The organism is Helicobacter sp. 23-1048 (genome assembly GCF_053654545.1).
In genome coordinates this window covers 19,507-45,121 of the sequence record NZ_JBSIUT010000003.1, presented here as the reverse complement: position 1 = coordinate 45,121, position 25,615 = coordinate 19,507, and the positions used below count along the sequence as shown (strand labels likewise).

Here is a 25,615-nt window from a genome sequence, read left to right as displayed (position 1 = left end):
ATTTAAGTGCTAAAATGCACAAAACTCCACGCCCATAGCACACAAATCGCTACGAAAATAAGCGCACAGATAAGTTTTTTGCGTTTAAAAAGTGTGTAAAGTCCTGCCAAACTTAATGCCACAAAAAGCCCTGATAGTGTGCGCCAGAGATAGATTTCATTATCGCCTACGAAAGTGCCTTTGTCGCGCGGTGCTTCATTAAAAAACGAAAAAATATTAGACGCTGCAATGCCGATAAAAAAGCACACATAAGGATAAAAAAGCCAAAAATTTGGGAATTTTTTATGCAAAATAAGACTTGCCAAACCCACGATACAAAGCATTATCGCAAATGTAAGGGCAAAAAAGTCCCTTAAATCTAGCCCTTTAAGCGGAATGACTAAAAATGTCTCAAACAACGCGTAGTCAAAAATGCAAAGCCAAAAGACCCAAAAAATGCCAAGTAAGATTTTTGCGCTTCGCCCTTGCGTGTAAAGCGTCCAAGCCCCAGCGACAACGAAAAATAGCAAAAAAATTAAAGCTAATAAAAAATCCATAGATTCGCCTTTATCTTAGCACTCGCATTTGTTATTTTTCATTGTTAAAATTTTGAAAGACAAATTTTATCAAAAATTAAACTAAAATCTTGCTTGATGATGTGCAAACATATTTTAGAGAATCTTAAGATTCTCTAATCTTTTTGCTATTGACATCTTCTAGGATTTCATCAGCTATATCATTTACGCGTTTAGCGATTTCGTTTGTGCTATGGACTACCTCGACATTTTCTTGTGTGGCACTCTCTAGTTGTGCGATTGCATCATTGATTTGGCTTAACCCGCTAGTTTGCTCTTGGATAGATTCACTCATTTCATTGACAGATTGCACGAGGACATTGATGTTTGCTTCGATTTCACCGAGTGAATGTCCTGTGCGCTCCGCGAGCTTACGCACTTCATCAGCCACTACGGCAAATCCTCGCCCGTGCTCGCCCGCCCGTGCTGCCTCAATGGCTGCATTAAGTGCAAGCAAATTCGTCTGGTCGGATATTTCTCGTATCACGCTTACGATGTTTCTTATATCTTGGGCTTGTTGTGTGCATTCATCAGTTTTCTCACCCACTACTTGCATAGAGGAGCTTATCTGTCCCACAGCAGCGGCAGATTCCTCAAGTGCGGTGGCTTGTTTTTGTGAATGCTCGGTAAGAGTTTGCATAGAAGATTCTAACTCATTGCTTTGTGTTTCTAACTCTTTAGCAAAGCTCGCAGAGTGCTTGAGCATATCTGTGATAGAATCTCCAAGCTCATTTATATCATTTTGGATTCCTTGAGGATTGTCTATGCGTGTGCTAAAGTCATTTTTGCGATAGGAGGCAAATGCTTGTGTGGCGATTGAAAGTCTTTCTCCCACGAGATTACAAAGTGTTTGACTCATTTCATTTAGCCTCTCTTTAAGGGAGTTTGTTTGTGGATTTGGACTGCTTAGCGCGATAGTCTTGCCAAATCGCCCTTGCTTTGCTTCATTTACCACTTGGGTTACTTCACTCACAAGCGCGGAATCTTGCTTAATGATTTCTTGTGTGCGTATGATATTTTTATCAATCTCCCCGCCCATTATGCCAAATTCATCTTTGCTTGTGAGTTTGAGTGGCTTTGGTGCTTGGTTTATCTCATAGTTTAAAAATGCAAAGAATTTATGCAAACTATGCTGTATCGCGCCAAGTGGCTTAAAGAAATATTTAATGGCAAAAAACAACCCCGCCCCGCCAAATCCTAACAAAAGGAGTGATAAAATGCTAGAAGCAATGAAATTTTCATTGATTGCCTTTGTGAGGTCAGATTCGTTTGCTTCTGCAGCGATTACCCAACCAAAAGGCATTTGCCTATAAAATATGATTTTATTCTCTCCCATAAAGTTTGTATAAAACTTGCCATCAGGGCTTTGCTTAACTTTAGATACGATAGCATCGCCAAGTGGCTTTAACTTATCCTTGCCAAGTTTCTCTAAATCCTCGTGGGAAAACACCTCACCATTAGAATCTATAAGCAAAACTTGCAAACTTGGCAACTCCTCACGGCGGAAGTTTTTAAACCTATCTTGGAATCCATCTACCGCAATATCCACCGCAATCACACCCTCAAACTTGCCATTACGGAAAAATGGCATAGCCGCAGTGGCAGAAATGGTCGCTTCCATTCCTGCGACTTTTGACTCATAGGGCGCAGTTACGAAAAATTCCTGTGTGTTTTTAGCTGCTTGATACCACCCCCGCGTGCGGAAATCAAATGTGCCATCATCAGGGGAGCTTGATAGGCGATTTATATCGCTTGTGGGCATACCTGAAATCATTCTGCCATCGCCATTTTCATACACGATAAACGCCGCGTCATATTGCACAAATTTAGCAAGACTTGCAAGAATCTTTCGTTGTGCGATAAGGTCGTTTCTATCTATACTCGCAAGCAAGCTGGCAAGCTCGCTTAGATGTTGTTTGGATTCCACGCCCATTGTGATGTTTATAGTTGTATAAGAGGAGTTGAGCGCAAGCTGCTGTAAGCCTCCATACACATCAGTTATCTCTTGGGAAGTTCGCTGATAATTTACCACACTCACAATCCCAATCATAATGACAAATATGCCAATAGCCAGCGTGAGAATCTTTGAAGCAACGGTTTTAAACATTGTTGTGTCTCCTTAGTTTTATTTTTTCTTAAGATTGAATTATAGCACAAAAATCGTTTTTTTTTTTTTTGTATTGTGCGAAAATCCTAAAAATTACATATTTTTTGCGTAGCAAAAGAGATTTTTTGATGAAAATCTCGCTTTTTCTATCCTTAATGATTCCCCATAATGGCAAGATTAGAGGGGATTTGATATGTGAGTTTGCGTATGCAATAACAATGTGATACTTTTTTACAATTTCACTTGCCAAACTTACTCAATTCTTTAAAGCCTGCTATAATTGCCAAAATAAAATCACGCAAAATTTGCAAAACGGAGTAAGCGTATGTGTGGAATCGTTGGCTACATTGGCAATAATGAAAAAAGGGAGTTTCTCTTAAGTGGGCTAAAAGAATTGGAATATCGAGGCTATGATAGCGCGGGAATCGCTGTGCTAGCAAATGATGAACTCAAAAACTTCAAAGCCGTTGGCAAACTCATAAACTTAGAGCAAAAGTGCAAAGATTTTAGCTCAAGTGGGTTTGGGCTTGCTATTGGGCACACGCGCTGGGCGACACACGGCAAGCCAACTGAAGTCAATGCTCACCCACATTTTGCCGAGTTTAGCTCAATCGTGCATAATGGCATTATCGAAAATTATGCCACCATTAAAAAAGAATTAGAATCTAAAGGACATCAATTCATCAGCCAAACGGACACCGAAGTCGTTGTCCGTCTTTTTGAGGAGAATCTCAAAAATCTCACACCCATAGAAGCCTTTAGTAAAACGATTCAATCACTAAATGGAGCGTATGCGATTTTGCTTATCACAAAAGCTGATAAAAACGCTATTTATTATGCTAAAAAGGGCTCGCCACTTATCATTGCTAAAGGCGATAATGGCGTGTATTTTGCGAGCTCTGATGCACCGCTCATTGGACTTGCAAACAAAGTGCATTACCTTGAGGATGGCGACTTTGGGCGAATGGATTTGCAATCTTTTGAGAATCTACCAAGCACACAACCCTTAAGCACGACAAAATCCTATGCTCAAAAAGACGGATTTAGATTCTTTATGGAAAAAGAAATTTATGAGCAACACAAAGTCCTACTTGAGACGATGATGGGTAGAGTAAGTGATGAATTTATCGGCTTTGAGGAAGTAGATAAGGGCTTCTTTAATGGTGTTGATGAGATTATTATTTGTGCGTGTGGGACGAGTTATCACGCAGGACTTAGCGCGAAATATTTACTTGAACGGGTAGCAAAAGTGCGCACAAATGTGGTTTTTGCTAGTGAATTTCGCTACGCTAATCCTGTGCTACGAAAAAATGAGCTTTTTATTTGCATTTCTCAAAGTGGCGAAACGGCTGACACACTCGAAGCTCTCAAACTTGCTAAAAAAAATGGCTTAAAAACGCTAGCGATTTGTAATGTCGATAACAGCTCGATTGTGCGTGAAAGTGATAGAGTGATTCTCACGCGAGCAGGGATAGAAAAGGGAGTTGCAAGCACCAAAGCCTTTGCCACACAAGTTATGGTGCTGTGGATTTTAAGCGTGCAAATTGGGAATCTTAATGGTGAAGTTACGCAAACCCAAATCAAACAATACGCCAAAATTATGCTAAATGCAAGCAAACTTACCAAAGTAGATTCCACTCTGCACGATAGAATCAAGCGATTATCCAAGCGATATTTACACGGGCACGGATTTTTCTTCATCGGGCGGGATATTTTTTACCCCCTTGCATTAGAGGGCGCACTCAAACTTAAAGAGATTAGTTACTTGCACGCAGAGGGCTATCCAAGCGGAGAGATGAAGCACGGACCAATCGCGCTTGCAGATTCTTTGCTTTTTTGCGTGGCATTGATGCCCAAACACTTGCTTTTTGATAAAATTAAAAGCAATGTCGAAGAATTAGGGGCGCGTGATAGCACGATTTGTGCGATTTGTAGTGAGAATGTCGAGGGGGCTGATGATATGATTTATCTCCCAGAGACTTCGCATTATATGGAGGAATTTTACTCTATGATGATAGTGTTACAACTTTTAGCCCTAGAGATTGCTATAAAAATTGGCAATGATGTTGATATGCCAAGAAACCTCGCAAAATCCGTAACGGTAGAATAAATCATAAAGGACACACAATGAATAACACAAATGATATAGAAGTTACACTGCTCCACTACACGCCACTTGAAGTCTGTGTGAATGCCATAAGAACCTGCTGGCAGAGCTTTGATAAAAGTGATAATTGCGGGGAAAAAGACCTCGCTCTCATTGATAGAGTGGGAAACAAAAATAAGCACAGCTCGACTTTAGAGCATTTGTATTACAACTTTTACATCAAAGGCATTTCTCGGGCCTGCCTCCAAGAGCTCGCGCGTCATCGTATCGCTTCATACAGCGTGAAATCATCGCGCTACACGATTAAAGAACTTAAAGATGAGGCGAGCTTTTTACCGCTAGATTCCCACAATATAGAGCGTGCGCGTAAGTTTATAGTGCTATGCAAAAACGAGCGCGTAAATGAAGCAAGCATAAAGGCCTTAGAAAATTTGAGAATCTTGACCGCTGAGGGAATAAGCAATGATTTGGTAAAATTTTGTATGCCAGAATCCTATAAGACTGAGCTTTCTTGGAGTATTAACGCGCGAAGTTTGCAAAATTTCCTTTCACTAAGAAGTCCAAAAACCGCGCTTTGGGAGATTAGAAACTTAGCAAAAGCCATATTTGAAGCCCTACCACAAGAACATAAATATATATTCACACCGCATTTATGGCAGGAATCAAACGACTAAACTTCTATGAAAGAGGATTCTCTACATAGAAGTTGTGTGGTTTTGACTCTCTCCAAATTTTGCTTTGATGATTTCGCCAAGCTGGGCGATGAAGCTCCAAAATAGCGGGATAAAAAAGATAGCGATAAATGTCGCAGCGAGCATTCCGCCGATGATACCCGTGCCGATAGCGTGGCGTGCTGCCGCCCCTGCCCCGCTTGATAGCGCAAGGGGAAGCACGCCTATACTAAATGCCAAAGAAGTCATCACAATGGGGCGAAATCGTAGTTTGGCTGCTTGTATGGCGGCTTGCAGTATGCTAAGTCCGCCCTCTTCGCGCAAATGCTGGGCAAACTCCACAATCAAAATCGCATTTTTCGCACTAAGCGCGATAAGCGTAACTAAGCCCACTTGGAAATAAATGTCATTTTCTAGCCCCCGCACAAACACCGCCGCACTCGCACCAAACACCGCAAAAGGCACAGCAGTAAGCACGGCTAATGGCATAAGCCACCGCTCATATTGCGCACATAAAATCAAAAACACAAACACGAGCCCTAGCCCAAATGCCACAAACGCACTACCGCTACTTGCCTTTTCTTGGTAGCTCATTCCAGAATGTGCAATGGTATATTCGCTTGGCAGGATTTCGCGGGCGACTTCCTCGATTGCCCTTAGCGCGTCTCCGCTAGAGTAGCCCTCATTTGGGCTTCCTGTGAGCTTGGCTGCGGGGAAAAGGTTAAACCGCTCGATAATATCTGTATTTACGATTCGCTCAAAATCCACAAGCGCGCTTATGGGGATAAGGTTGCCATCGTTTGATTTGACAAAGACGCGGTTAAAATCCTCTGGGCTTTCTCTAAATTCGCTTTGGGCTTGGAGTTTGACTTGATAAGTGCGCCCATAGAGGTTAAAATCATTGACATAATAGCTCCCAAAAGTGCTTTGCAAAGTGGTAAAAACATCGTTGATATTGACATTAAACGCTTTTGCTTTTTCTCTATCTAGCGTGATAAAGTATTGGGGAATCGTAGCGTCCAAATAGCTTCTTACCGTCATTGGATTTAGCTCTGGGCGTTTGCGTGCTTCAGCGACAAGCATATCCGCATTTTTTTGTAGCTCTTTTATATCGCCGTTGCCACGATTTTGCAGATAGACTTCAAAGCCCCCTGCTAGCCCCATACCCATTATCGCAGGGGGATTTAGCACAAAGCCACTTGCTTCTAGCTTGGCATTAAACTCCCCTGTAAGCATTCCAGCCACACTAAAAGAATCCTGCCCCGCACCTTTGCGCTCACTCCAAGGCTTTAGCTGTATAAACGAAGTAATCACATTGCTACGCACTGATGAAGAGAGCATATCATAGCCGATAATCATCATCACAGAATTGACATTTGGGTTGTTTTGTAAAATCTCTAGCTCTTTGTCTGCTACGATATTTGTCCGCCATAGCGCACTCGCAGGAGGCAAGCGCACAGAGGCTATCACATCGCCTTTGTCCTCATTTGGCACAAGTCCTGTGGATAGAGACTGAAATAGCCCAAAAGTCGCCACCAAAATCGCCACAAAGATAGCTATCATCATAACCGCCCTGCGCATCGTAAAAGCAATCGTTTCCCCAAATCTATGCGTGAGTCTATCAAAGACTTCGTTAAATTTGCGCACGGCTAGAAATGGCGTTGGCTCTTTTTTCTTTAGAATCGACACGCAAAGCGCGGGCGTGAGTGTGAGCGCGACAAAGCCAGAAATCACCACTGAAACGGCAATAGTAATGGCAAATTGTTTGTAGATTTCGCCACTAAAGCCCCCGATAAATGCCACAGGGATAAACACCGCGCACAGCACTAGCACGATAGCAATCACAGGGCTTTGCATTTCGCCCATAGCTTTTATCGTGGCTTCTTTTACGGTTAGATTTTCAGCTTTATCGTGCAAGATTCTCTCCACATTTTCTATTACGATGATGGCGTCATCTACCACGATTCCGATGGCTAAGATAAGCCCAAACAAAGTTAGCAAGTTGATTGAAAATCCTAGCGCGTATAGCCCGCCAAATGCCCCGATAATCGACACAGGGATAGCAATCACAGGGATAATCGTAGCGCGGAAATTTTGCAAGAAAAAATACATTATCACCACGACTAAGATTATCGCTTCGATGAAAGTTTTTGCCACTTCTTTAATTGAAATTGAGACAAATTTAGTCGTATCATAGCTTGTGGTGTAGTGCAATCCATCAGGGAAATTTTTAGATAACTCTTGGAGCTTTTCCTCTACGGCTTTTGCGGTGGCAAGCGCGTTTGCCCCGGGCTGTAAAAACACCCCAAAAGATTCCCCTGCTTTGCCATTGATTTTGGCATCGACATCATAATACTTCGCTCCTAGCTCGATAGTAGCGACATCTCGCACGCGCAACGCGCTCCCATCAGAATTTGAGCGGATAATGATATTGCCAAATTCATTTGGATTTAGAAACCGCCCCTGCGTGCTTATAGAGTAAGTGAAAGCGACTTTGTTTTTCATAGGCTCTTGCCCAAACTGCCCTACGGCAAATTGCGCGTTTTGCTCTTTGATGACTTGGGCGACTTCGGCGGGAGTGAGGTTGTTTTGGGAAAGCTTGTCTAAATCTAGCCAAATCCGCATCGAATACGCCGACTCCCCAAAGGTGCTCGCATCGCCCACGCCCTGCACGCGCTTAATCTCATCGACAATATTTATCGCGGAGTAATTATAAATAAAAAGCTGGTCGTGCGCGGGATTATCCGAATACATCGTATAAACTGCGAGTATGGTAGAGCTTCGCTTGCGGACATTTACGCCTAGTCGCTGGACTTCTTCTGGGAGCTGGCTAAGCACTGCTTGGACGCGGTTATTGACATTGATAGTCGCCATATCGGGGTCAGTGTCGTTAGAAAAAGACACATTGATAGAAAAACTCCCGCTAGAAGTCGAGGTGGAGCGCATATAGAGCATTCCCTCCACGCCGTTAATGGAATTTTCTAGCACGCTGGCCACTGTGTTTGCGATTACCTCCGCACTCGCCCCGCTATAAGTGGCTGAAACCACCACTTCCACAGGGGTAATCTGCGGATACTCCTCCACACCTAGCTTAAAAATGCTAATAAGCCCTGTAAGCGTGATAATGATAGAAATCACCATAGCAAGCACAGGGCGATTGATGAAAAATTTGGAGAACATTATTATGCCTTTATTTTTGTATTTTTACTCACTTTTTTCTTTAGAAACACTCACTTGCAATGCGTTCTGTGCCGAAGTAGCGACAGGGGTATCTTGGCTTAGCTTTGTAAGATTTGTAGTGATAAGTGTATCGCCTGTTTGTAGTCCGCTTGGGACAAGCACTAAGCCATTTTTAAGCGACTTACCAAGACTTACGCGCGCGATACTCGCTTTGCCGTCTCTTACTACATACACATAGCTCCCTACTGAATCTTGTAAGATTGCACTTTGTGGAATCGCTATGGCATTTTGTGCTTGAAATCCTTTGATATTCACCCGCATAAACTCATTTGGCACAAGCACAAAACTTTCATTATCAAAAATCGCGCGCGCCTTGACCGATGAAGTTTGAGAATCAAGCACAGAATCAATAAAATCAATTTTACCCTTTTTTTCATACACCACGCCATTACCCATAATCGCCTCGACTATCATATTTTCATCACGCAAATTTCGCATATAATAAAAGTCATTGCTAGGGATTGCAAACTCCGCATAAATGGGACTTAACTGTGTGAGTGTGGTAAGGATACTATCATTGCCCTTACCCACGAGATTCCCAACATCATAACGGCGCATTCCAACTCTCCCTGTAAAGCTTGCCACTACATTAGTGTAATCCAAATCGATAAGCGCGTCATCTAGGCTTGCTTTTGCGCTATCGACATTTGCCTGAGCGGATTGGTAGTTATACAGTGCGTTATCATAAGCATCAACGGTGAGCGCACCTTGCTTATATAATCGCTCCGTGCGCTCCCAATCTTTTTTTGACTTTGAAAAATTTGCCCGTGCAGTATCATATTGCGCTCTAGCCATAGTTACGCGTGCTTGATAGCGTTTAGGGTCGATTTGAAATAATGGCTGTCCCTCTTGGATAATATCACCTTCTTTAAAATTTTGACTAAGCAAGATTCCCTCTACGCGTGCATACACATTCGCACTTTGCACACTTTTAAGCCTTGCGGGGTATTCAAACTCTAGTGGCGTATTTTGCTCTTTAATTGTTATGACACTCACAGGGACTTGTGGCTTTTTGTTGCCATCTTCCTCCGAGCCACAAGCAAGAAACAATAATGCTAGCACGCCAAAAAATAGTATTTTACTTTTGTTATAATATGCTTCCATTCATTCTCCTTAAAAGCTAGACTAAGATTCTAAAATCATCATTGATAAGCGATTTTAATGCCATAATGCTTTGTATCAAACCTGACAAATCAAATTATGGGAGCGCATTATAGTATAAAAATATTACTATACCATTTACTTTACTATTTTTGCTCTATAACCTCTTTAATTTTTTCGATAAAGTCCATTGGGTCAATGATTGTGTTGTTAATCACTATACCAAAATGCAAATGCGCTCCACTCGAACGACCTGTATTTCCGCTTAATGCAATTATTTGCCCCTGCTTTACGACATCGCCCACTTTCACTTTAAAACTCTCTAAGTGAAAATACACACTATACACACCCTCTCCGTGGTCTATCATCACACTATTGCCAGATAAATATCGTTCTTTTGCGAGCACTACTACACCATCATTACTCGCTGGCACGGGTGTATTCATCGCCGCACGAAAGTCTGTGCCCGTATGGAAACTTTGCAATTTTCCGTTGAAGATTCTCGCATTGCCATACGCACTTGTAATCACAGAATCAAGTGGTGCGACAAATGGTTTGCTCCAATAGCGTGTGGGCGTAAAAGTATTATAAATTTTAGCAGATTCTTTGCGCTCAGATTCTATGCGATTAGCGATTTTTTGGTTATATTGGACCTTATTTGGTGGGACAGAGATTTTCTCTTGATTATAGGGTTTTTGTGTGATAGCGATTTGTCCGATGGGTTGCTTTTTGGCTTTTTTTTCATTTTCTTTTGTGTAAAGGATTATATTGCTCTTTTGACGATAGGGAATGGGAATCATAGCGATAAACTCGCCATCTTTACTCGGGTGAGAAAGCCACGCATAAGTTTTATGCTCGCTAAAAATTGGGATTTGGTGTTTGCTTTGTAAAATAAAGGTCGTGCCATTATGCACGACTTTATCCGTAATAAAAGGCAAATCCTTTTTTTCACTCTCCTTTGACGCGCCAAGACACACGCCAACACACAAAAAAAATGTGTAAAGAATCTTTAAATTGGGGGATTTTTTCATTTTATCGCTCCTTAGGAATGAAATTTTTTTAATCAAATTATACAATATAAAGCGTGATTTAAGATTTTTTAAGGTAGAATCGCATTTTACTTTAAACCAAATTTTGATTAGGAAGGATAGGCGCAATGTATGCGATATTTAAAAATGGTGGCAAGCAGTATAAAGTCGCGCAGGGCGATATTTTGCTACTTGACAAACTTGGCAAAGAGCCAAAAGACAAGTTAGAATTTGACGAAGTGCTAGCCTTGCATAATGGCAAGGAGCTAAGCATTGGCACGCCTTTGCTAAAGGGCGCGAAAGTGCAAGCAGAAGTCATAAACGAGGGTAGAGGCAAGAAAATCATCGCCTTTAAGAAGCGCAGACGCAAAGATAGCAAGACAAAGCGCGGATTTCGGCGAGATTTTACGCGAGTGAGAATCGTAGCAATCGCGGGATAAAATCCTTAGATTCTATGAAGTGGTGCATTTGTGGGATTTAAATTTTAAAAGCACAAATGCAAAAAGTGCAACCAAAGCACACAAAAAAGATAAATAAGACAAACGAGTTTTGTCAAAGCAAATGCAAGCGCGCGAAGGATTTGCGATGAGAAATCGTAGCTTTCAAGCGTAGAGCGAGGGCGCATACTAAAGCGTATGTAACCGAAGCCCTACGCGCAGAATCCACGATTTATCGCGCAAAGTCAAGCGCAAGCAACCAAAACTATAACATAAGGAGCAAAAATGGCACACAAAAAAGGACAAGGCAGCACCCAAAACAACCGCGACTCAGCAGGACGCCGACTAGGGATTAAGAAATTTGGCTCACAATTTGTGCGAGCGGGCAATATCATAGTCCGCCAACGAGGGACAAAAATCCACGCAGGCGATAATGTCGGCATTGGCAAAGACCATACGATTTTCGCGCTTATCGATGGCGTGGTGAAATTTAGCCAAAAATCAAAACTTCGCAAAAAAGTCTCTGTAATAGCCCAAAGCCAAGCAAAGCTAGCCCAAAGCACGCAGACTACCAAGACAGCACAAGGCACAAAAGCCACTCCAGCCAAAAAGCCAGCGACAAAGAGTGTGGCAAAATCAAGCGCAAAAGCGACAAAGGCGTAAAACTCGCGCCAACGCATAATGAAAAAGCGTAAAATCTTAAGTGTTATTTGTCTCTTTCGCGCATTTGTATGTGGTGTGTTGTTTGCGGGGCTTAGCGCAAACGCGCTTGTAGCCGATGAATACCAAGACGCGCTAATGCGATTTCTCAATGTCTCGCAGGCTAATGCCGCGCTAAACCAAATGCTTAGCGATAAACAAGCCCTAAACGCGCTCTATGCGGAGTATGGCAACAAACTTAGCAAGGCACAAAAAACCCAAATCGCCCAAGCCTACAACGAATATATGAGTGGCGCGTATAATGATATGCTAGCCGTCCTCCCAAACATTTACAAAAAATATCTCTCTCTTAGCGACTTAGAAGAGCTTATCAAATTTTACCAAACACCGCTTGGGCGTAAGCTCGCCAAAATGCAAGTCGCAATGGTAAATGAAGACTTAACCCCGCTAATGATACAAATCCTCCAAAAGCACCTCCCAATCTTCCAACAAAAATTTCAAGCGATTTTGCAACAATAGATTTTAGAATCTAGACGCGCAAGCAAGCGAAAACACGAGCAAAATCAAAAAGCACAATGCAAAATTTTATCACGGCACAGGATTTTAAATGTTTGTTGATAGCGTAGATATTTTTATTACTTCGGGCAATGGTGGGGCTGGGTGCGTGAGCTTTCGGCGCGAAAAATTTGTCATACAAGGCGGACCTGATGGTGGCGATGGTGGCAGGGGTGGTGATGTCATCTTTGAAGTGGATAATAACGCCCATACGCTGGCAAACTTTCGAGGCAAAAAGCACCATAAAGCACACAATGGTGAGGCTGGCAAGCCTAAGAGGTGCGCGGGCAAAAGTGGGGCGCATTGTATCATCAAAGTCCCGCTTGGCACGCAGATTAGCGATTTTGAGAGCGGGGAGGTTTTGTGTGATTTTGACAAGGATTTTAGCAATGCGACTAAAGGCGAAAACGCGCAATTTGTCGCGCTCAAAGGTGGCAAAGGAGGCTTAGGCAATGCACATTTTAAAACCGCGACAAACCAAGCCCCAACCTACGCTCAAAAAGGCATAGCAGGGCAATCACGCCACATAAAACTAGAACTAAAACTTATCGCTGATGTGGGGCTGGTGGGCTACCCAAATGTCGGTAAATCTACGCTCATATCGGTGCTTTCAAACGCTAAACCCGAAGTGGCAAATTATGAATTTACCACGATTACGCCACATTTGGGCGTAGTAGAGGTTGGTGAATTTTTTGAAAGTTCGCGTAGGAGCGTAGATTTTGTAGATACGGATTTCACACCACACGCAAACAGAGAATTTTTCAACGCAAGTCGCGGAAGTATTTGTGAGGAAAAATTGGGGTTTTGCGAGGGCGTGAGCGTGGATAAGACACTAAAGTCTATCGAGCGAAACACCCGAAGCAATCCACAATTTTTGCCACAAAGACAACGCGAGCAAAAAGACAACGCGATAGAGTTAGATTCTTTTGTGATAGCTGACATTCCGGGCATTATCGATGGGGCGAGCGAGGGCAAGGGGCTGGGCTTGCAGTTTTTGCGACACATTGAGCGCACGAAATTTTTGCTTTTTGTGCTTGATTGCACACGGGCGGAATTTGATGGGGGATTAAGCGTGGAGGCGCAGTTTGCAAACCTAAGGCGCGAGCTAGAATCCTACTCAAGCACGCTCGCCACGCGCCCCTATGGAATCGTGCTTAGCAAAATTGACGCCCTGCCAAACCCACAAAATCTAGCGCAAAATAAAACACAAAATCCGCAAAATAAGTCGCAAAAGCAAGCGCAAAACACAAAATCTAGCGCGAACAATTTTGGGCTAGCTTTTAGCAACGCGGATTTTACTAATGCAGATTTTGCCAAACCTGCGTTTATTTTGCCCATTTCTGCGGTTACAAGGCACAATCTCAATGCGCTTGTTAGTGCGCTTTGTAGCGCATTGCAACAAGCCAAAAAACTGCTAACCCTTAACTGCTAGAAAGCTTATATGTCAAAATAGGATTGGGTCTTGTTGCATATTCTAAGTCTGGTAGAATTGGATTTTTTGGGAAATGTTTGCTTACGATGTTGTTTTACAAAAACATTTTTTTAGCGACCCCAATTTTACACGAAGCTATGTTATGATAAGATATGGCACGGCATTAGGGTTACGCATTAGAATCTAAAGTCCTTGTGGAATGCGTAAAATCAACTCTCTATTATACAAATACGCGCTCACTCGCGTGGGTTTAATCTCTAATAATGCCGTGCTCCTTGCCCTGCCCTCGCGCCATAAACCATATTCTTTTATCTTTACTTCGCCTTTATAAAGGCATTCAAGCACTTGCTCTTGCTCTTTTTTGAGTAAATCAAGGATAAAAAAACTCATATCATCTAAAATATCATAATCGCCCACATCAATGCTACACGCGTAAGTCTTGGGTGTATTTTTGGGTGTATTCATCGCTACTGATACTCTGTAACGCTCTGCTTTAGCCACCTCATCTTGGAGTTCAAGTTTGTATGAGATGATTGCCTCTAGGCTCTGTCCATCGCGCCATTCATCATACGCAAGCTCATCTAGCCAACTCGCGCCAAACACGCTTATATACGCGCTAAAAAGCACAAAAACCACGCGCACTAATGCTTCACTCATCGCTACTCTCTTGACTCGTTTGAATTGTTTAACTGATGAGAATCGCTCTGCGCTTGGTTGAGCATTTTTTGTGTGTCTTTGAGCTCTTTTTCTAGCACCACTACGCGATTGTGTATGCCCTCAGTGGAGCGAATCTGCACGATAAGCACATAAATATTGATAAGCCCTAGCACGACCACCACAAACACACATAAAATAGCGATTTTAACCCCACGCTTTGAGATATTAAGCGCGTTATCATCTTGCAACTGCATAGCCAATCCTTACAATAAATCTTGCCAAAGGTATGCAATAAATGTGCCTTTAGACAATGTTATTGAAAGTCCAAGTAGAAATTCTTTTATAATAAAATTATTTCTCATTATTTAAGCTAGATTTAAGATTTTATGTGTTAGATTCTTGCCTTTTATTTTATATTTTGTAGGAATTGATAATGAACGCTAGAATCTTATGTGTTGCATTTGTGCTCTGTGGCTTTGCATTAAGCGATGAGTTAGAGCAATCATCAAAGAGTGCAATTACCCCCCCCCCCCGAAACACAAGATAACAATCAAGTAGAAAATAAAAAGGATTTGCAAAAAGTCCAATTAGACAAAGTAACTGCTACGGCGGAGAGAGAATTTGAAGCCTATCAAAGTGGAGCACAAATTGGACGAGAAATGTTAGATTCTAATCCAAGTGGGAATGGAGACATTGGCTCGATTCTTAGAATCCTCCCAAATGTGCAGTTTGATAATGCACAAAATCGCTCTACTACACCGGGCGAGATTGACCCTGCGAGAATCAGCATTAGCGGGGGATTGCATTATCAAAATCTCTTCACTCTTGATGGTGTGGGAATGAATAACACGCTAAATCCCGCAGCAACTGCCAATGATAATAGCTGGTTAGGAATGGGCAAGGGACAATCTCAAGGCTTAGCGGTGGATACCTCACTTTTAGAATCTATCACCGTGCTTGATTCTAATATAGGCGCAAGCTATGGAGGATTCACAGGTGGCGTAGTGGAGGCAAACACACGGCGTCCCACCAAAAAATACGGCGCAAATATTTCTTATCAATTCACGCAGGGTAATGCCGACCCAAAGGCATTTAGCCTTACAAATTATCATCTTTATGAGGGCACAGATATAACATCTTTTCTAGGGAGTGCAGATGCAAACAATCAACCAAACTTCCACAAGCACTTAATCCGTGCAAGTGTAGAATCAAAAGTCAATGATAAATTTGGCATAATCGCTAGCTTTAGCTCCACACTTAGCTTTATCCCCTTGCTTCCAAATGCAAAGAGCAACTACACGGGGAACTACGCCACGCCCATTACTCGCCCCGATATAGAGAGCTTTAAACAAACTCAAAAGCGTCAAATTTATAACTACTTTATCAAAGGCTACTATGATGTGAATGAAGCCACTCGCTTAGAGCTCAGCTACACTTACGCGCCACAATATGACTATCGCTTTATGTATGGCACGCAAGGAGATTGGTTTAATTATCAATCAGGCGGACATAACCTCGCCTTTAAGGCACATTTTTCAAATCCATTAGGAATGCTTACCTACACAGCGGGGTATCAATTTTTAGAAACTTCCTCTAGGACAAACTACAACGCAAGCAAGGCGTGGCAGATTTCAGAGGCTAAAAATTGGGGGAATTATCTCACTTGGGCGCGTGAGGGTGGGCAACCCCCTGTGGAATCCACCCTACACACTTTTAGCAATAAACTCGTGCAGGATTTTACACCATTTGAGTTAGCAAAAATGGAGCATAAATTCCAAATTGGACTAGAAACAAACTATCAATACGCGCAAAGTGCGTATTACAAAGAGCATTACTACTCACAACAACAAACCGCATATAAATCCTATATGACACAAGCCCAACAAGAGCTCTGTCGCCAAGCCGACCCAAACCAAGAATGGTGTGATGTTTCTAAAGTCTATGACCCTAGAGGGCTTATCAAAGACACAGGCACAAATGGTGCGGTGATAAAGCAGACTTGGAATGGTAGGGATTTATACATTTGGCAATATGGGCAGTTTTTTCAACAAACGAGGCATTTTGGCACAAAGCCAGCATTTGTAAGTAATGGAATCTTCGCGCTATTTGCCCAAGATGATATAGCTATCCCTCTATACAAAGTAGGCAAATTAAATGCACGAGTGGGCGCAAGAGGGGATTATGATACTTATATGAGTAAGGCGACTTTTGCGCCCAGATTCTCGCTTAACTACGAGGCTATGTGGAATGAATGGGATAAGGGGCATAACTTCGCTACACAAATCACATTTGGCGCAAACCGCTACTACGCACAAAATCTCTACGCCTATGCCTTGCAAAATATCCAATACAGCACGATGAATGCGCTATGGCGAGATAGCCCTGATAAAAGCTGGCAGAGTATTTTAGCAAGCGGGGTGAAATGTAGCACCACTATTAAGACAAACTGCATTGAGCCTTATGGAAACTCAACTAAATTTAACAAACTAAAAATACCCTATACTGATGAGCTAATGGCTGGAATCGCTCAACGCATATTTGATATAAGTTTGGGGCTTAAATACATTTATAGAGAGGGCAAAGATGATATTCGCTATGTCAGTAGCCAAACAGCAAAGCTCCCCACAGACCCAAATTATCGCCCCACTTATTATACTTACACCAATGCAGGCAAATCGTGGAGCAATATTTTTACGCTAAGCATTACGCACGATACACCTCTAGAATCTGGAGGTGTGAAGCATTATGCAAGTTTTAATGTGGATTGGACGCAAGTAAGGCGCAATTATATTGATTATGCTTCTGCAATTAGCGCATCACAGCTCGAAGATTCTGATATTTTATATGAGGGCAGAGTCGTGCCTTACTCTCAACGCCCTGCGAGTAACTTTGTCCGTCCTTTTACGCTACGACTAAATACCACGCACAGCTTTAACATTGGCAAATTTAAGTGGCTCTTAAATAACTTTTTGCGCTATCGCTCCGCATATCAAGCAATCACTAGAATCCACACCGCAGGCACACAATATACAGGAACTAGAGTGCCAAATGCTGCATATAATCCCGCACACAATGACAAAGACCAATATGTGGCTCAAACACTAAGAAATGCTTTTACTTGGGATTTTCGCACAGGATTTGAAGTAGATGTGCGCAATGGACATACGGTGTATGTAAATATGGATATTTTTAACTTGCTTGATGCCAAAAACCCTACGATTTTAAGCGCGAATTACGCAGGCACTAGCTCTGCGCCTACGATTGGCTATGAAGTAGGGCGACAATTTTGGCTACAAGTGGGGTATAAATTCTAGGGTTCGTCATTGCGAGACTTGCCTAAAAGGTAAGTCGTGGCAATCTATATGTTGTCATATTGAGCATTAGCGAAATATCTCTATTTTTTGATTGTCGTTTGAGATACTTCGGCTAACGCCTCAGTATGACAATATAACAAATATATTTGGATATTTCAGCTTTTGTAAAGCTTCAATAGACAACACGGATTGTTCGCTTGATTATGAAGCTATGCGCAAGGAAGTGCGGATTTTCTCATAGGCTTGCTGAATGCTTCTAAATCGTTCATTATAGCTCTCAATCACCTGAGAATCTTGCCCAAATACCTTATCGGGGTGGTATTCTCGCGCAAGTTTTAAATACCGCTTTTTCACCACCTTAAAGTCATCTTGGTAATGAGATTCTAAAAGCATATAACTTTGGCGCAATTCTATTTCATCTTGAGTGAGGAAGCTCTCAGTATGGCTTGGATTTTTAAAGCTATCATAATCAAAATCCAAAATTACATTATGCACAACCTTAAAACTCACAATGTTAATAATCATATCCCAAAAATAAGACTTCGTGCTATCTAGGTAAATCTCATCGCCATCGCTCCCCATATAATAATCACAAAAGAGTTGAGCGATATAACGGCGAGCAGTGGCGTTTTTATGACTCATTTTAAGCACAACGCGATTGGCGTTTAAGATTCTAAGAGAAATTTTCACGCGCTGGACAATGGGATTTTTCCCAACGATTTTGATACGAATAGGCAAATAAGTAAATTTTAGCAAATATTCAAGCTCTTGCTTTTTATTTAAGCTTGTTTTAGACATATCATCTTGCACGCAAATATGATACGCCCAATTTACTAAATAATCTTTTTTAAATCGCTCGCCATCATCGAGGATTAACACCGTGCTTGATAATCGATAACTTTTGGAAAAATATTTTTTGGCATAGTCCAATGCCTTATCCAAAAATGCGTTACTTTCTTCTACGGTGATTTGAATATACTTTTGACTAAGAGATATTTTCACTTGCCATCCTATACAAACATAAAAATTCTAAGCCAAAATCGACTATACAATAAAAAGGTTAAGTGTAATGTTATTTTGTTGTGCTAAACTCGCCTAATCTTGCGTAAAATAAAAGGGATACATTTATGGAAGAGTTGATTTTTGCTCTCATAGGCTTCGTAAGTGGCATTGCAGCGGGATTCTTTGGTATGGGTGGTGGGACTATCATCGTGCCTTGTTTGCTTTATATGGGCTATGGGATAGAATACGCCATTGGAATCTCCATTATGCAAATGGTGTTTTCATCTACTTTTGGAAGCATTATAAATTTTTGGCGTAAAAATCTTGATGTAAAAATAGGCGTGTATGTTGGCATTGGTGGGCTTTTTGGTGCGTCATTTAGCGGACTTATCGTGTCTAGTTTGCCCTCGCAAGTCTTGCTTTTGCTATTTATCCTCCTCACGCTTATAGGACTAAAAAAATATATCTTTAACACCAAGACTACCGCTAACCCCAATCCACCTATCACAAATCCCCTCCACCAAAAGTTTGTTTTAATCGGTGTTGGTGCGCTTACAGGAGTTTTTGCTATTTCACTTGGCATTGGTGGTGGGCTTATGATTGCCCCGATGCTTGCGTATTTTTTGGGATTAGATTCTAAAAAGGTCGTGCCTATCGCGCTATTTTTTGTGATTTTTTCTTCATTTTCTGGGAGCATTTCGCTTTACTCGCATAATTTGGTCGATTTACACAAAGGCCTTATTATTGGGCTTAGCGCAATGCTTGGAGTAGCCATTGGTATCAAAGCCATAGAAAATACCAGCCTCAAAAATCACCGCTATGCACTTATCATCGTATATGTGCTATCACTTTTGGTAAGCGTGTATAAACTTGTAGAGCCATATTTGAAAGGATTGGAGTAGTGTGGCATTTTTGAAACATTGCGCTAATACCCTATTTTAAGCAATTATAAAACTTAAAAAGTAAAGATAAAAAAATTTTAACCAAAATTTTGCCTTAAATGTAATCAAATTCTAAGAAATTGCGATTACAATATAAGGGATTTATATAAATTGCTAAGGATAAAAGATGAACGAAGAATCACAGGTAGTTCTTGTTGGCGGCGGGATTATGAGTCTTACACTAGCGACTTTGTTAAAGGAGATTAAACCAGATTTACACATTAACATTTATGAACAGCTTGATGATGTCGCATTGGAATCTAGCGATGCGTGGAACAATGCTGGCACAGGTCATCAAGCTCTTTGTGAATTGAATTACACTCCTCAGAGCAAAGACGGAAGTGTGGATATTAAAAAAGCACTTACTATTAACCAAGAATTTGAATTAAGCAAGGAATTTTGGGCATATTGCGTGAAACATAAAATTTTACAAAATGCTTCGAGCTTTATCCACCCTGTGCCACATATGAGCTTTGTAACTGATAACAATGTCGCGTTTTTAAAGGCGCGATATGAAGCATTGCATAAGATTCCGTTTTTTCATAATATGCGCTACACACAAGACAAAGACCAAATCTCACAATGGACGCCACTTCTCACAGATGGGCGAGAAAGCAACCAAGAAATAGCCACAACTTTTATGAATGGTGGAAGTGATGTGGATTTTGGTGCGATTGTGCGACAAATGGCACAAAGTTTAGCACAAAAAGAAGGGGTAAATGTATTTTATCATCACAAAGTTGTCGGTATTAAGAAAGAGGGGAGCGAGTGGCACTTAAAAATAAAAGATGATACTCGCGGACAGGCAAAAAATGTCCGCACAAGATTTGTATTTTTAGGAGCTGGCGGAGCGACTATACAGCTCCTGCAAAAATCTGGTGTGCAAGAGAGCAAGGGATATTCTGGGCTTGCTGTAAATGGATTGTGGCTCGTGTGTAAGAATAAAGATATTATCCAAAAACATCACGCAAAAGTCTATGGCAAAGCATCTGTCGGTGCGCCTCCTATGTCTGTGCCACACCTAGATACGAGATTTATGAATGGCAACAAAGAGCTTATGTTTGGTCCTTATGCTGGTTTTAATACGCGTTTTTTAAAAAATGGAAGCCTGCTTGATTTCCCATCTGTTATGCAAAGTGATAACTTTATCCCTATGATGCAAGCGGGGATTGATAATATCCCGCTCACCATTTACCTGCTTAAAGAGGTTATGCTAGGGAAAAGGGGTCGCATTCAAAGACTTCAAGGCTATATGCCAAGTGCTAACTCTGCTGATTGGGAAATTAAAATGGCTGGCGTGCGTGTGCAAATCATCAAAAAAGATGCTAATAATCGTGGATTCTTACAATTTGGCACAGAAGTCATAGTCTCTCAAGATGGCTCACTAGCCGCCTTGCTTGGAGCTTCGCCCGGTGCTTCTACTTCGGTCAATATTTTGCTTGAAGTGTTAGAGAAGTGCTTTAAAGATGAAGTGGCTAGTGCTAGAGAGAAGCTAAAAGAAATGATTCCCTCATATCAAAATACTTTAGAGCAAAACATTGCAAACTTTAATGAAATTCGCTCAAAGACTGCGGAGTTGCTTGGATTGCCATTTGAAGGCATTTAGATTCTAAGTGTTGGTGCAAATGGCATTAAGCAATGTCAAAAATTAAGGCTTTTATGTCTTTTATCGCCTTTTGCCAGCCATTTTGGCTTCGTATTCTCTTTTGAGCTTTTCTTCTTGTTCGCGTGCGCTTTGCTTGGCACGCTTTTTTTCCTCTAGTCGCTCTTTTTCAAGCATTACCTTGCGCTCACGCGTATCACGGATTTTTTGCATATATTGCTCCCTGCGTTTTGGGTCTTGATAGCGAATGGGCTTCATAAACATCACACAAAGCACAATAATAAACAACACCAAAGCCATTGCTGAATCATTATCACCAAAGTGAAACCACAGCGCACCAATAAGCGCAGCGGTAAAAAACTGCAAAAATAATTTCATCTCTTTTACCCTATTAACTCTTCAAACGCAACCTTATGGAATCTTTTTTCTAGCGGTTTATCAAGTGCTAGCAAACACAATTCCGCAAGGTTAAAAACAGGGATTTTGGGACAATCACGCGGTGGCGAAAAGCTCCCCTGCAATCTATCAAAAACAAAAAATTGCGAAATACTTAACGCACTAAAAAAATCAATCCCCAAATCAACGAGCGTAAAAAATTGCTTGTGCAAACTTTGCTTGGCTAAAGTTGCATTGCTCTCAAGCAAGTGGCAAAAATACGAATCAGTGCTTGGCACAATAGCGAGCTCAAGTGCGCGAAAAATAGTGGTTAAATCTAGTGGCACAAAGGCATAAGTGCGCAAAAGCGCGGATTTATATTGCTTAAAACTTTTAGCAAAGACACAATGTCCCTCTGCACTCTTTTTAGCAATAAGCCAATCAAGCGTAACAAAACTAGGTTTATTAGGGTCAAAGCTAAGATTATGGGAGTGCAAAAAATCAATAAGTAGTGCTTGAGTGTCAGGCTGTAAAAATGCCTCCAAAGTAAGTAATGCCTGCGTGCAGACATCTTCCTCAACAAAAAGAAGCACACAATCTTGGCTTTGAGCAATGGCAAAGTTATACGCCATATTTTTGAGCGCGTTCGTGGAATCTTTAATGCTAGCAAAATACCCACTATAAGGTTTAAGTGGGATTTTTGGTGCGACATTTTGCACACCAAAAGATTCTAAAAGTTCCTTGCTTGGGGCAATAAATCTTGCTATATCGTCTTTTTTAACTCCACTACACACAATCTCATCATACACATCAAAAAGCATTATTCCCTGTGATTGATAGGGGAAATTCAGTGTTTTAGAATCTAACATTTCTCCTCCTTAATTCGCACCAGAACACTCTTTAGCAAAATGTTCTTTAATGATAGTAAAAAATGGCTTGCTGTTGTGCCAACCAAAAGGATACATCGCCCTATCAAGGCTAACAAAATTCAAAATCCCACTAGAAGCATTACAAATAAAATCCAAAAGCTCTTTTTTATGGGTGGGATAAAGCTCGCTCAAATGCGCGACATAGAGGAAAAATCCATCGCCCAAATACTCATCAATAAAATCCTCACATTCACAAAGTGCGGAGAGAAAATTATATTTTAAAAAACCTCTTAATTCACTTTTGTGCTCCTTTGTGATAAATGGCATTTGGGCAAAAAATTCTGCATATCTTTCATCATACACGCTAAAATCAAGCACAAAATCCTTGAGTGCGAATTTCTCACAAAGCGGGCTAAGAATCCACGCATTCCCAAACTCGCCCACTAATTCACTAATGGGCAAATCCTCCAATACACTCACGCTATTGACGCGCAAACACACTTCATCTAAACCCAAATCGCGTAAATTATGCGTCAAAAACTCGCACAACTCGCTAAGCGTGCTGGATTGCTTATAGGGAAAATCTATCTTTTCATAATAAGGGAGATAATCCCTGCCCTGATGGAATCTAAACACTTTAAGTGCTATGGTATTTGGTGGAATATGTGGAATAAAACTACTCATTTTTATCTCCTTTTTTTTTGCTAAAAAGATAAGAGTTTTCAGGATTGCTTGAGAGCATTTGCATAGAGAAATCTAAATCTCTAAAATCTTCTTGTATGCTATCAAAATCACTATAAAGTTGCGCATTTGCGACATTGACAAAAAGTGAAATTTCTTTTAAAAGTTGCTCATCTTGGAGGAGAATCTGCACGATTCCCTCATATTCAATACTTACCAAACTCCCAAAGTTTTGCTCGCCAAAGCCCGCTTCAAAACTTATCCCGCTCACTCCAAAATCAATACTCTCAAATGTATAACCAGCCAAAATAAACAAAGTCAAATCATTTAGTCCTTTGGCTATATCCTCTGGCAATGGAGGATTAAAATCTGTCTTGCTAATGTCGCATAAGATAGAAAATGAGATTTTTTGCTCCACCAACAGGATTAAAAACTCCTTTGCGTGCTTTGTCAATAAATGTCGTAGTTTTGCGTTTTTTATAATCATAAAAGTTCCTCAAACTCACTAAACATTTTTTTAACTTCATTCATACCAATGTCCCAAAACGCACAATCATCAATATCAAAGCCAAACTCCTTAATAAGTTCTTTTGGGCTTAAACTTCCACCACGAGACAAAAAGCCAATGTATGTTTGGATAAATTTTTCCCTTTTGGCTTTATTGCCCTGTGTCATTTTATAGAGCCCAAAGAGTGCGAGCACAAGCAACTGCCCATAGCTATACGCATAGCAATAAAATGGCGAGTGAATAAAATGCGGTATATAGCACCACCAACCTGCATAATTTTTGGTGAGTCGCAAGGAATCACCAAACATTTTAGCGTTTTGCTCCTCCCAAATTGTATCAAAATCCTCTGGGCTTAACTCACCATCTTTGGCGTGGATGGCGCGTTCAAAATTTGTCATCACAATCTGGCGAAACAGCGTAGAAAAAATGTCCTCTAATTTACCCGCATAAAGCTCTAAAAGCTCCGTTTTATTAAGCTTTTGCTTCATTGAATCAAAAAGCAACATTTCAGCAAACACTGATGCTGTCTCTGCGGTAGTGAGTGGCGTGTCTGCGTTAAGATAGCCCACTTGCTTGCTTAACTCTTGGTGTATCATATGCCCAAACTCGTGCGCTATGGTAAAAGTATCCCTGCGATTACCCGTCCAATTTAATAGCACATAGGGATGCGCGCGCGGGATAGCACTATGGCTAAACGCTCCGCCTCGTTTATTTGGCGTTGGGTGAGAATCTACCCAGCCCTCTTTAATCGCCTTGTAAGCGATTGAAGCAAATGTGGGAGAAAAATTACTAAAAGATTCTAACACTTCACCAAGCGCACTTTGATAGGTAAGTGTGGCTTTTTGTTTTGGATACTTAAACTCTAAAGGAGCGTATCTATCGTAATCTTTAAGTGTTTTTATATTCATTAGTTTTGCTTTGATTGCATAATACTTATGCACGACTTTATAATTTGCATTCACACAATCCACAAGCGCATCGACACTTTTTTGCGTAATGCAATTTGCAATATGCCTAAAGCTCTCTGGCTTTTCATACCCGCGTAATTCCTTTGTGATTGCGACATCTTTTCGCACAATGTTTAAAATATAGCTTAATAAATGGCGAGATTTTTTTAACCCCGCGCTAAAAGATTTCTGTGCCTGTTTGCGTGTGATTCTATCAGGGTTATGCAGAAGTGCTAATATTTGCTCCTCGTTGAGTTTTTTACCCCTGCATTTAAAGCGTGCTTGAGCTAAATGCTCATCAAAGAGTCGCGAAAAAGCATTTGTGCTAATGGGAGAAGTTTTTAAAAGCACTTGTTCTTCTTTAAGGCTAAGGGTGTATTTCGCCTGCTCGCTGATTTTTTGCACATAAAAGGCATATCTTGGCGCGCAATTGGCGATTTGTTCTATAATTGTGCTATCGAGCTTGGCAAGCTCCAATTCAAAAAATAGCAATTCATTTTGCGCTTTATTTACGCGTTGCTCAAAATCCGCATAAAGCGCACCATTATTAGTGTCTTTAGCAAAAAGCAAAAACGCATAAGTCATCACTCCACCAAGATTCTCGCAAAGTTGCTCATATTGGGTTAAAACACGCTCAAAATCCTTTGGAGCAATGCTGCCTAGCTTGCCTTGATAGTGTTTATTGAAGTTCTTTGCTGCTTGTAGTGTATCTTCGCAAGCAGATTTTGCATTTTGGCGTGAGGTAAAAAGTGCATTGAGATTCCACTCATTTTGTTTTGGTAAATGTGTGTTTTTTAGCGGTTTTGGTGAGATTGTTGCATTCATT

21 protein-coding genes and 1 pseudogene are annotated in these 25,615 nt (G+C 41.2%); 9 read left to right on the top strand and 13 right to left on the bottom strand.

What is annotated here, in order from left to right:
- Positions 1–2: 2 nt before the first annotated feature.
- Both ACWIWK_RS08370 and ACWIWK_RS08365 read right to left on the bottom strand, forming a co-directional pair.
- A complete protein-coding gene (locus ACWIWK_RS08370; protein WP_454152347.1) occupies positions 3–536 on the bottom strand; it encodes a hypothetical protein in 534 nt (177 codons plus the stop codon).
- Positions 537–660: 124 nt separating this feature from the next.
- Positions 661–2,661: a methyl-accepting chemotaxis protein gene (locus ACWIWK_RS08365; protein ID WP_454152346.1), complete on the bottom strand. Its 2,001-nt coding sequence runs from the start codon at positions 2,659–2,661 to the stop codon at positions 661–663.
- A 325-nt stretch (positions 2,662–2,986) separates the two neighbouring features.
- Between ACWIWK_RS08365 and glmS the strand changes: the two genes are divergently transcribed.
- On the top strand, positions 2,987–4,771 hold the full coding sequence (gene glmS / locus ACWIWK_RS08360) for a glutamine--fructose-6-phosphate transaminase (isomerizing) (RefSeq protein ID WP_454152345.1): 1,785 nt from the start codon (positions 2,987–2,989) through the stop codon (positions 4,769–4,771).
- A 17-nt stretch (positions 4,772–4,788) separates the two neighbouring features.
- Positions 4,789–5,442, top strand: a complete 654-nt coding sequence (gene thyX, locus ACWIWK_RS08355; RefSeq protein ID WP_454152344.1) for an FAD-dependent thymidylate synthase — start codon at positions 4,789–4,791, stop codon at positions 5,440–5,442.
- A gap of 21 nt (positions 5,443–5,463) precedes the next feature.
- Here thyX and ACWIWK_RS08350 read toward each other — a convergent pair whose 3' ends face one another.
- The 3 genes from ACWIWK_RS08350 to ACWIWK_RS08340 all read right to left on the bottom strand — a co-directional run bounded on the left by ACWIWK_RS08350 (position 5,464) and on the right by ACWIWK_RS08340 (position 10,811).
- On the bottom strand, positions 5,464–8,619 hold the full coding sequence (locus ACWIWK_RS08350; protein WP_454152343.1) for an efflux RND transporter permease subunit: 3,156 nt from the start codon (positions 8,617–8,619) through the stop codon (positions 5,464–5,466).
- Between the two features lie 24 nt (positions 8,620–8,643).
- Positions 8,644–9,783: an efflux RND transporter periplasmic adaptor subunit gene (locus ACWIWK_RS08345; protein WP_454152342.1), complete on the bottom strand. Its 1,140-nt coding sequence runs from the start codon at positions 9,781–9,783 to the stop codon at positions 8,644–8,646.
- A 143-nt stretch (positions 9,784–9,926) separates the two neighbouring features.
- A complete protein-coding gene (locus ACWIWK_RS08340; protein WP_454152341.1) occupies positions 9,927–10,811 on the bottom strand; it encodes a M23 family metallopeptidase in 885 nt (294 codons plus the stop codon).
- 125 nt (positions 10,812–10,936) lie between these two features.
- Here ACWIWK_RS08340 and rplU point away from each other — a divergent pair, with 125 nt between their 5' ends.
- From rplU to obgE, 4 genes and pseudogenes are all read left to right on the top strand, one after another.
- Complete coding sequence (rplU, locus tag ACWIWK_RS08335) at positions 10,937–11,248, top strand: 50S ribosomal protein L21 (protein WP_454152340.1); 312 nt, start codon at positions 10,937–10,939, stop codon at positions 11,246–11,248.
- A gap of 282 nt (positions 11,249–11,530) precedes the next feature.
- Positions 11,531–11,785 (top strand): annotated as a pseudogene (gene rpmA / locus ACWIWK_RS08330) (50S ribosomal protein L27); the annotation flags it as partial.
- A 141-nt stretch (positions 11,786–11,926) separates the two neighbouring features.
- Complete coding sequence (locus ACWIWK_RS08325; RefSeq protein WP_454152339.1) at positions 11,927–12,424, top strand: DUF2059 domain-containing protein; 498 nt, start codon at positions 11,927–11,929, stop codon at positions 12,422–12,424.
- 88 nt (positions 12,425–12,512) lie between these two features.
- On the top strand, positions 12,513–13,892 hold the full coding sequence (gene obgE / locus ACWIWK_RS08320; protein ID WP_454152338.1) for a GTPase ObgE: 1,380 nt from the start codon (positions 12,513–12,515) through the stop codon (positions 13,890–13,892).
- A 183-nt stretch (positions 13,893–14,075) separates the two neighbouring features.
- On the opposite strand, the gene ACWIWK_RS08315 is transcribed toward obgE, so the two are convergent.
- Positions 14,076–14,549 carry a hypothetical protein gene (locus ACWIWK_RS08315; RefSeq protein ID WP_454152337.1) on the bottom strand — a complete coding sequence of 158 codons (474 nt, stop codon included), beginning with the start codon at positions 14,547–14,549 and terminating at the stop codon, positions 14,076–14,078.
- 2 nt (positions 14,550–14,551) lie between these two features.
- Positions 14,552–14,803, bottom strand: coding sequence for a DUF5408 family protein (locus ACWIWK_RS08310; protein ID WP_454152336.1), 252 nt, complete (start codon positions 14,801–14,803; stop codon positions 14,552–14,554).
- 318 nt (positions 14,804–15,121) lie between these two features.
- Between ACWIWK_RS08310 and ACWIWK_RS08305 the strand changes: the two genes are divergently transcribed.
- Positions 15,122–17,863: a TonB-dependent receptor plug domain-containing protein gene (locus tag ACWIWK_RS08305; protein ID WP_454152335.1), complete on the top strand. Its 2,742-nt coding sequence runs from the start codon at positions 15,122–15,124 to the stop codon at positions 17,861–17,863.
- A gap of 201 nt (positions 17,864–18,064) precedes the next feature.
- On the opposite strand, the gene ACWIWK_RS08300 is transcribed toward ACWIWK_RS08305, so the two are convergent.
- On the bottom strand, positions 18,065–18,865 hold the full coding sequence (locus ACWIWK_RS08300) for a J domain-containing protein (RefSeq protein ID WP_454152334.1): 801 nt from the start codon (positions 18,863–18,865) through the stop codon (positions 18,065–18,067).
- A 125-nt stretch (positions 18,866–18,990) separates the two neighbouring features.
- On the opposite strand from ACWIWK_RS08300, the gene ACWIWK_RS08295 reads away from it, so the two are divergent.
- Both ACWIWK_RS08295 and mqo read left to right on the top strand, forming a co-directional pair.
- Entirely contained in the window at positions 18,991–19,767 is a 777-nt protein-coding gene (locus ACWIWK_RS08295) for a sulfite exporter TauE/SafE family protein (RefSeq protein ID WP_454152333.1), read from the top strand.
- Between the two features lie 166 nt (positions 19,768–19,933).
- Entirely contained in the window at positions 19,934–21,412 is a 1,479-nt protein-coding gene (gene mqo, locus ACWIWK_RS08290; protein ID WP_454152332.1) for a malate dehydrogenase (quinone), read from the top strand.
- A gap of 60 nt (positions 21,413–21,472) precedes the next feature.
- On the opposite strand, the gene ACWIWK_RS08285 is transcribed toward mqo, so the two are convergent.
- From ACWIWK_RS08285 to ACWIWK_RS08265, 5 genes are read right to left on the bottom strand one after another with little or no spacing between them, the layout of a single operon-like run.
- The gene (locus ACWIWK_RS08285; RefSeq protein WP_454152331.1) at positions 21,473–21,787 is read right to left on the bottom strand and encodes a hypothetical protein; all 315 of its coding nucleotides are present in this window, start codon (positions 21,785–21,787) and stop codon (positions 21,473–21,475) included.
- Positions 21,788–21,792: 5 nt separating this feature from the next.
- A complete protein-coding gene (locus ACWIWK_RS08280; RefSeq protein ID WP_454152330.1) occupies positions 21,793–22,653 on the bottom strand; it encodes an HdrB C-terminal domain-containing protein in 861 nt (286 codons plus the stop codon).
- Positions 22,654–22,662: 9 nt separating this feature from the next.
- The gene (locus tag ACWIWK_RS08275; RefSeq protein ID WP_454152329.1) at positions 22,663–23,337 is read right to left on the bottom strand and encodes a DUF5644 domain-containing protein; all 675 of its coding nucleotides are present in this window, start codon (positions 23,335–23,337) and stop codon (positions 22,663–22,665) included.
- Positions 23,330–23,821 (bottom strand): hypothetical protein, encoded by a 492-nt coding sequence (locus ACWIWK_RS08270; RefSeq protein WP_454152328.1) that lies wholly within the window; start codon positions 23,819–23,821, stop codon positions 23,330–23,332. The genes ACWIWK_RS08275 and ACWIWK_RS08270 overlap by 8 nt, the downstream gene beginning before the upstream one ends.
- Positions 23,818–25,614, bottom strand: coding sequence for a M3 family oligoendopeptidase (locus ACWIWK_RS08265; RefSeq protein ID WP_454152327.1), 1,797 nt, complete (start codon positions 25,612–25,614; stop codon positions 23,818–23,820). The genes ACWIWK_RS08270 and ACWIWK_RS08265 overlap by 4 nt, the downstream gene beginning before the upstream one ends.
- Position 25,615 lies beyond the last annotated feature (1 nt).

Coding starts and splice junctions, on each gene's coding strand:
- ACWIWK_RS08365 (WP_454152346.1), bottom strand. CDS start 2,661: ATGTTTAAAACCGTTGCTTCAAAGATTCTCACGCTGGCTATTGGCATA.
- ACWIWK_RS08310 (WP_454152336.1), bottom strand. CDS start 14,803: ATGCAGTTGCAAGATGATAACGCGCTTAATATCTCAAAGCGTGGGGTT.
- ACWIWK_RS08295 (WP_454152333.1), top strand. CDS start 18,991: ATGGAAGAGTTGATTTTTGCTCTCATAGGCTTCGTAAGTGGCATTGCA.
- ACWIWK_RS08370 (WP_454152347.1), bottom strand. CDS start 536: ATGGATTTTTTATTAGCTTTAATTTTTTTGCTATTTTTCGTTGTCGCT.
- ACWIWK_RS08285 (WP_454152331.1), bottom strand. CDS start 21,787: ATGAAATTATTTTTGCAGTTTTTTACCGCTGCGCTTATTGGTGCGCTG.
- ACWIWK_RS08325 (WP_454152339.1), top strand. CDS start 11,927: ATGAAAAAGCGTAAAATCTTAAGTGTTATTTGTCTCTTTCGCGCATTT.
- ACWIWK_RS08315 (WP_454152337.1), bottom strand. CDS start 14,549: ATGAGTGAAGCATTAGTGCGCGTGGTTTTTGTGCTTTTTAGCGCGTAT.
- obgE (WP_454152338.1), top strand. CDS start 12,513: ATGTTTGTTGATAGCGTAGATATTTTTATTACTTCGGGCAATGGTGGG.
- mqo (WP_454152332.1), top strand. CDS start 19,934: ATGAACGAAGAATCACAGGTAGTTCTTGTTGGCGGCGGGATTATGAGT.
- ACWIWK_RS08340 (WP_454152341.1), bottom strand. CDS start 10,811: ATGAAAAAATCCCCCAATTTAAAGATTCTTTACACATTTTTTTTGTGT.
- thyX (WP_454152344.1), top strand. CDS start 4,789: ATGAATAACACAAATGATATAGAAGTTACACTGCTCCACTACACGCCA.
- ACWIWK_RS08275 (WP_454152329.1), bottom strand. CDS start 23,337: ATGAGTAGTTTTATTCCACATATTCCACCAAATACCATAGCACTTAAA.
- glmS (WP_454152345.1), top strand. CDS start 2,987: ATGTGTGGAATCGTTGGCTACATTGGCAATAATGAAAAAAGGGAGTTT.
- ACWIWK_RS08265 (WP_454152327.1), bottom strand. CDS start 25,614: ATGAATGCAACAATCTCACCAAAACCGCTAAAAAACACACATTTACCA.
- rplU (WP_454152340.1), top strand. CDS start 10,937: ATGTATGCGATATTTAAAAATGGTGGCAAGCAGTATAAAGTCGCGCAG.
- ACWIWK_RS08280 (WP_454152330.1), bottom strand. CDS start 22,653: ATGTTAGATTCTAAAACACTGAATTTCCCCTATCAATCACAGGGAATA.
- ACWIWK_RS08345 (WP_454152342.1), bottom strand. CDS start 9,783: ATGGAAGCATATTATAACAAAAGTAAAATACTATTTTTTGGCGTGCTA.
- ACWIWK_RS08270 (WP_454152328.1), bottom strand. CDS start 23,821: ATGATTATAAAAAACGCAAAACTACGACATTTATTGACAAAGCACGCA.
- ACWIWK_RS08350 (WP_454152343.1), bottom strand. CDS start 8,619: ATGTTCTCCAAATTTTTCATCAATCGCCCTGTGCTTGCTATGGTGATT.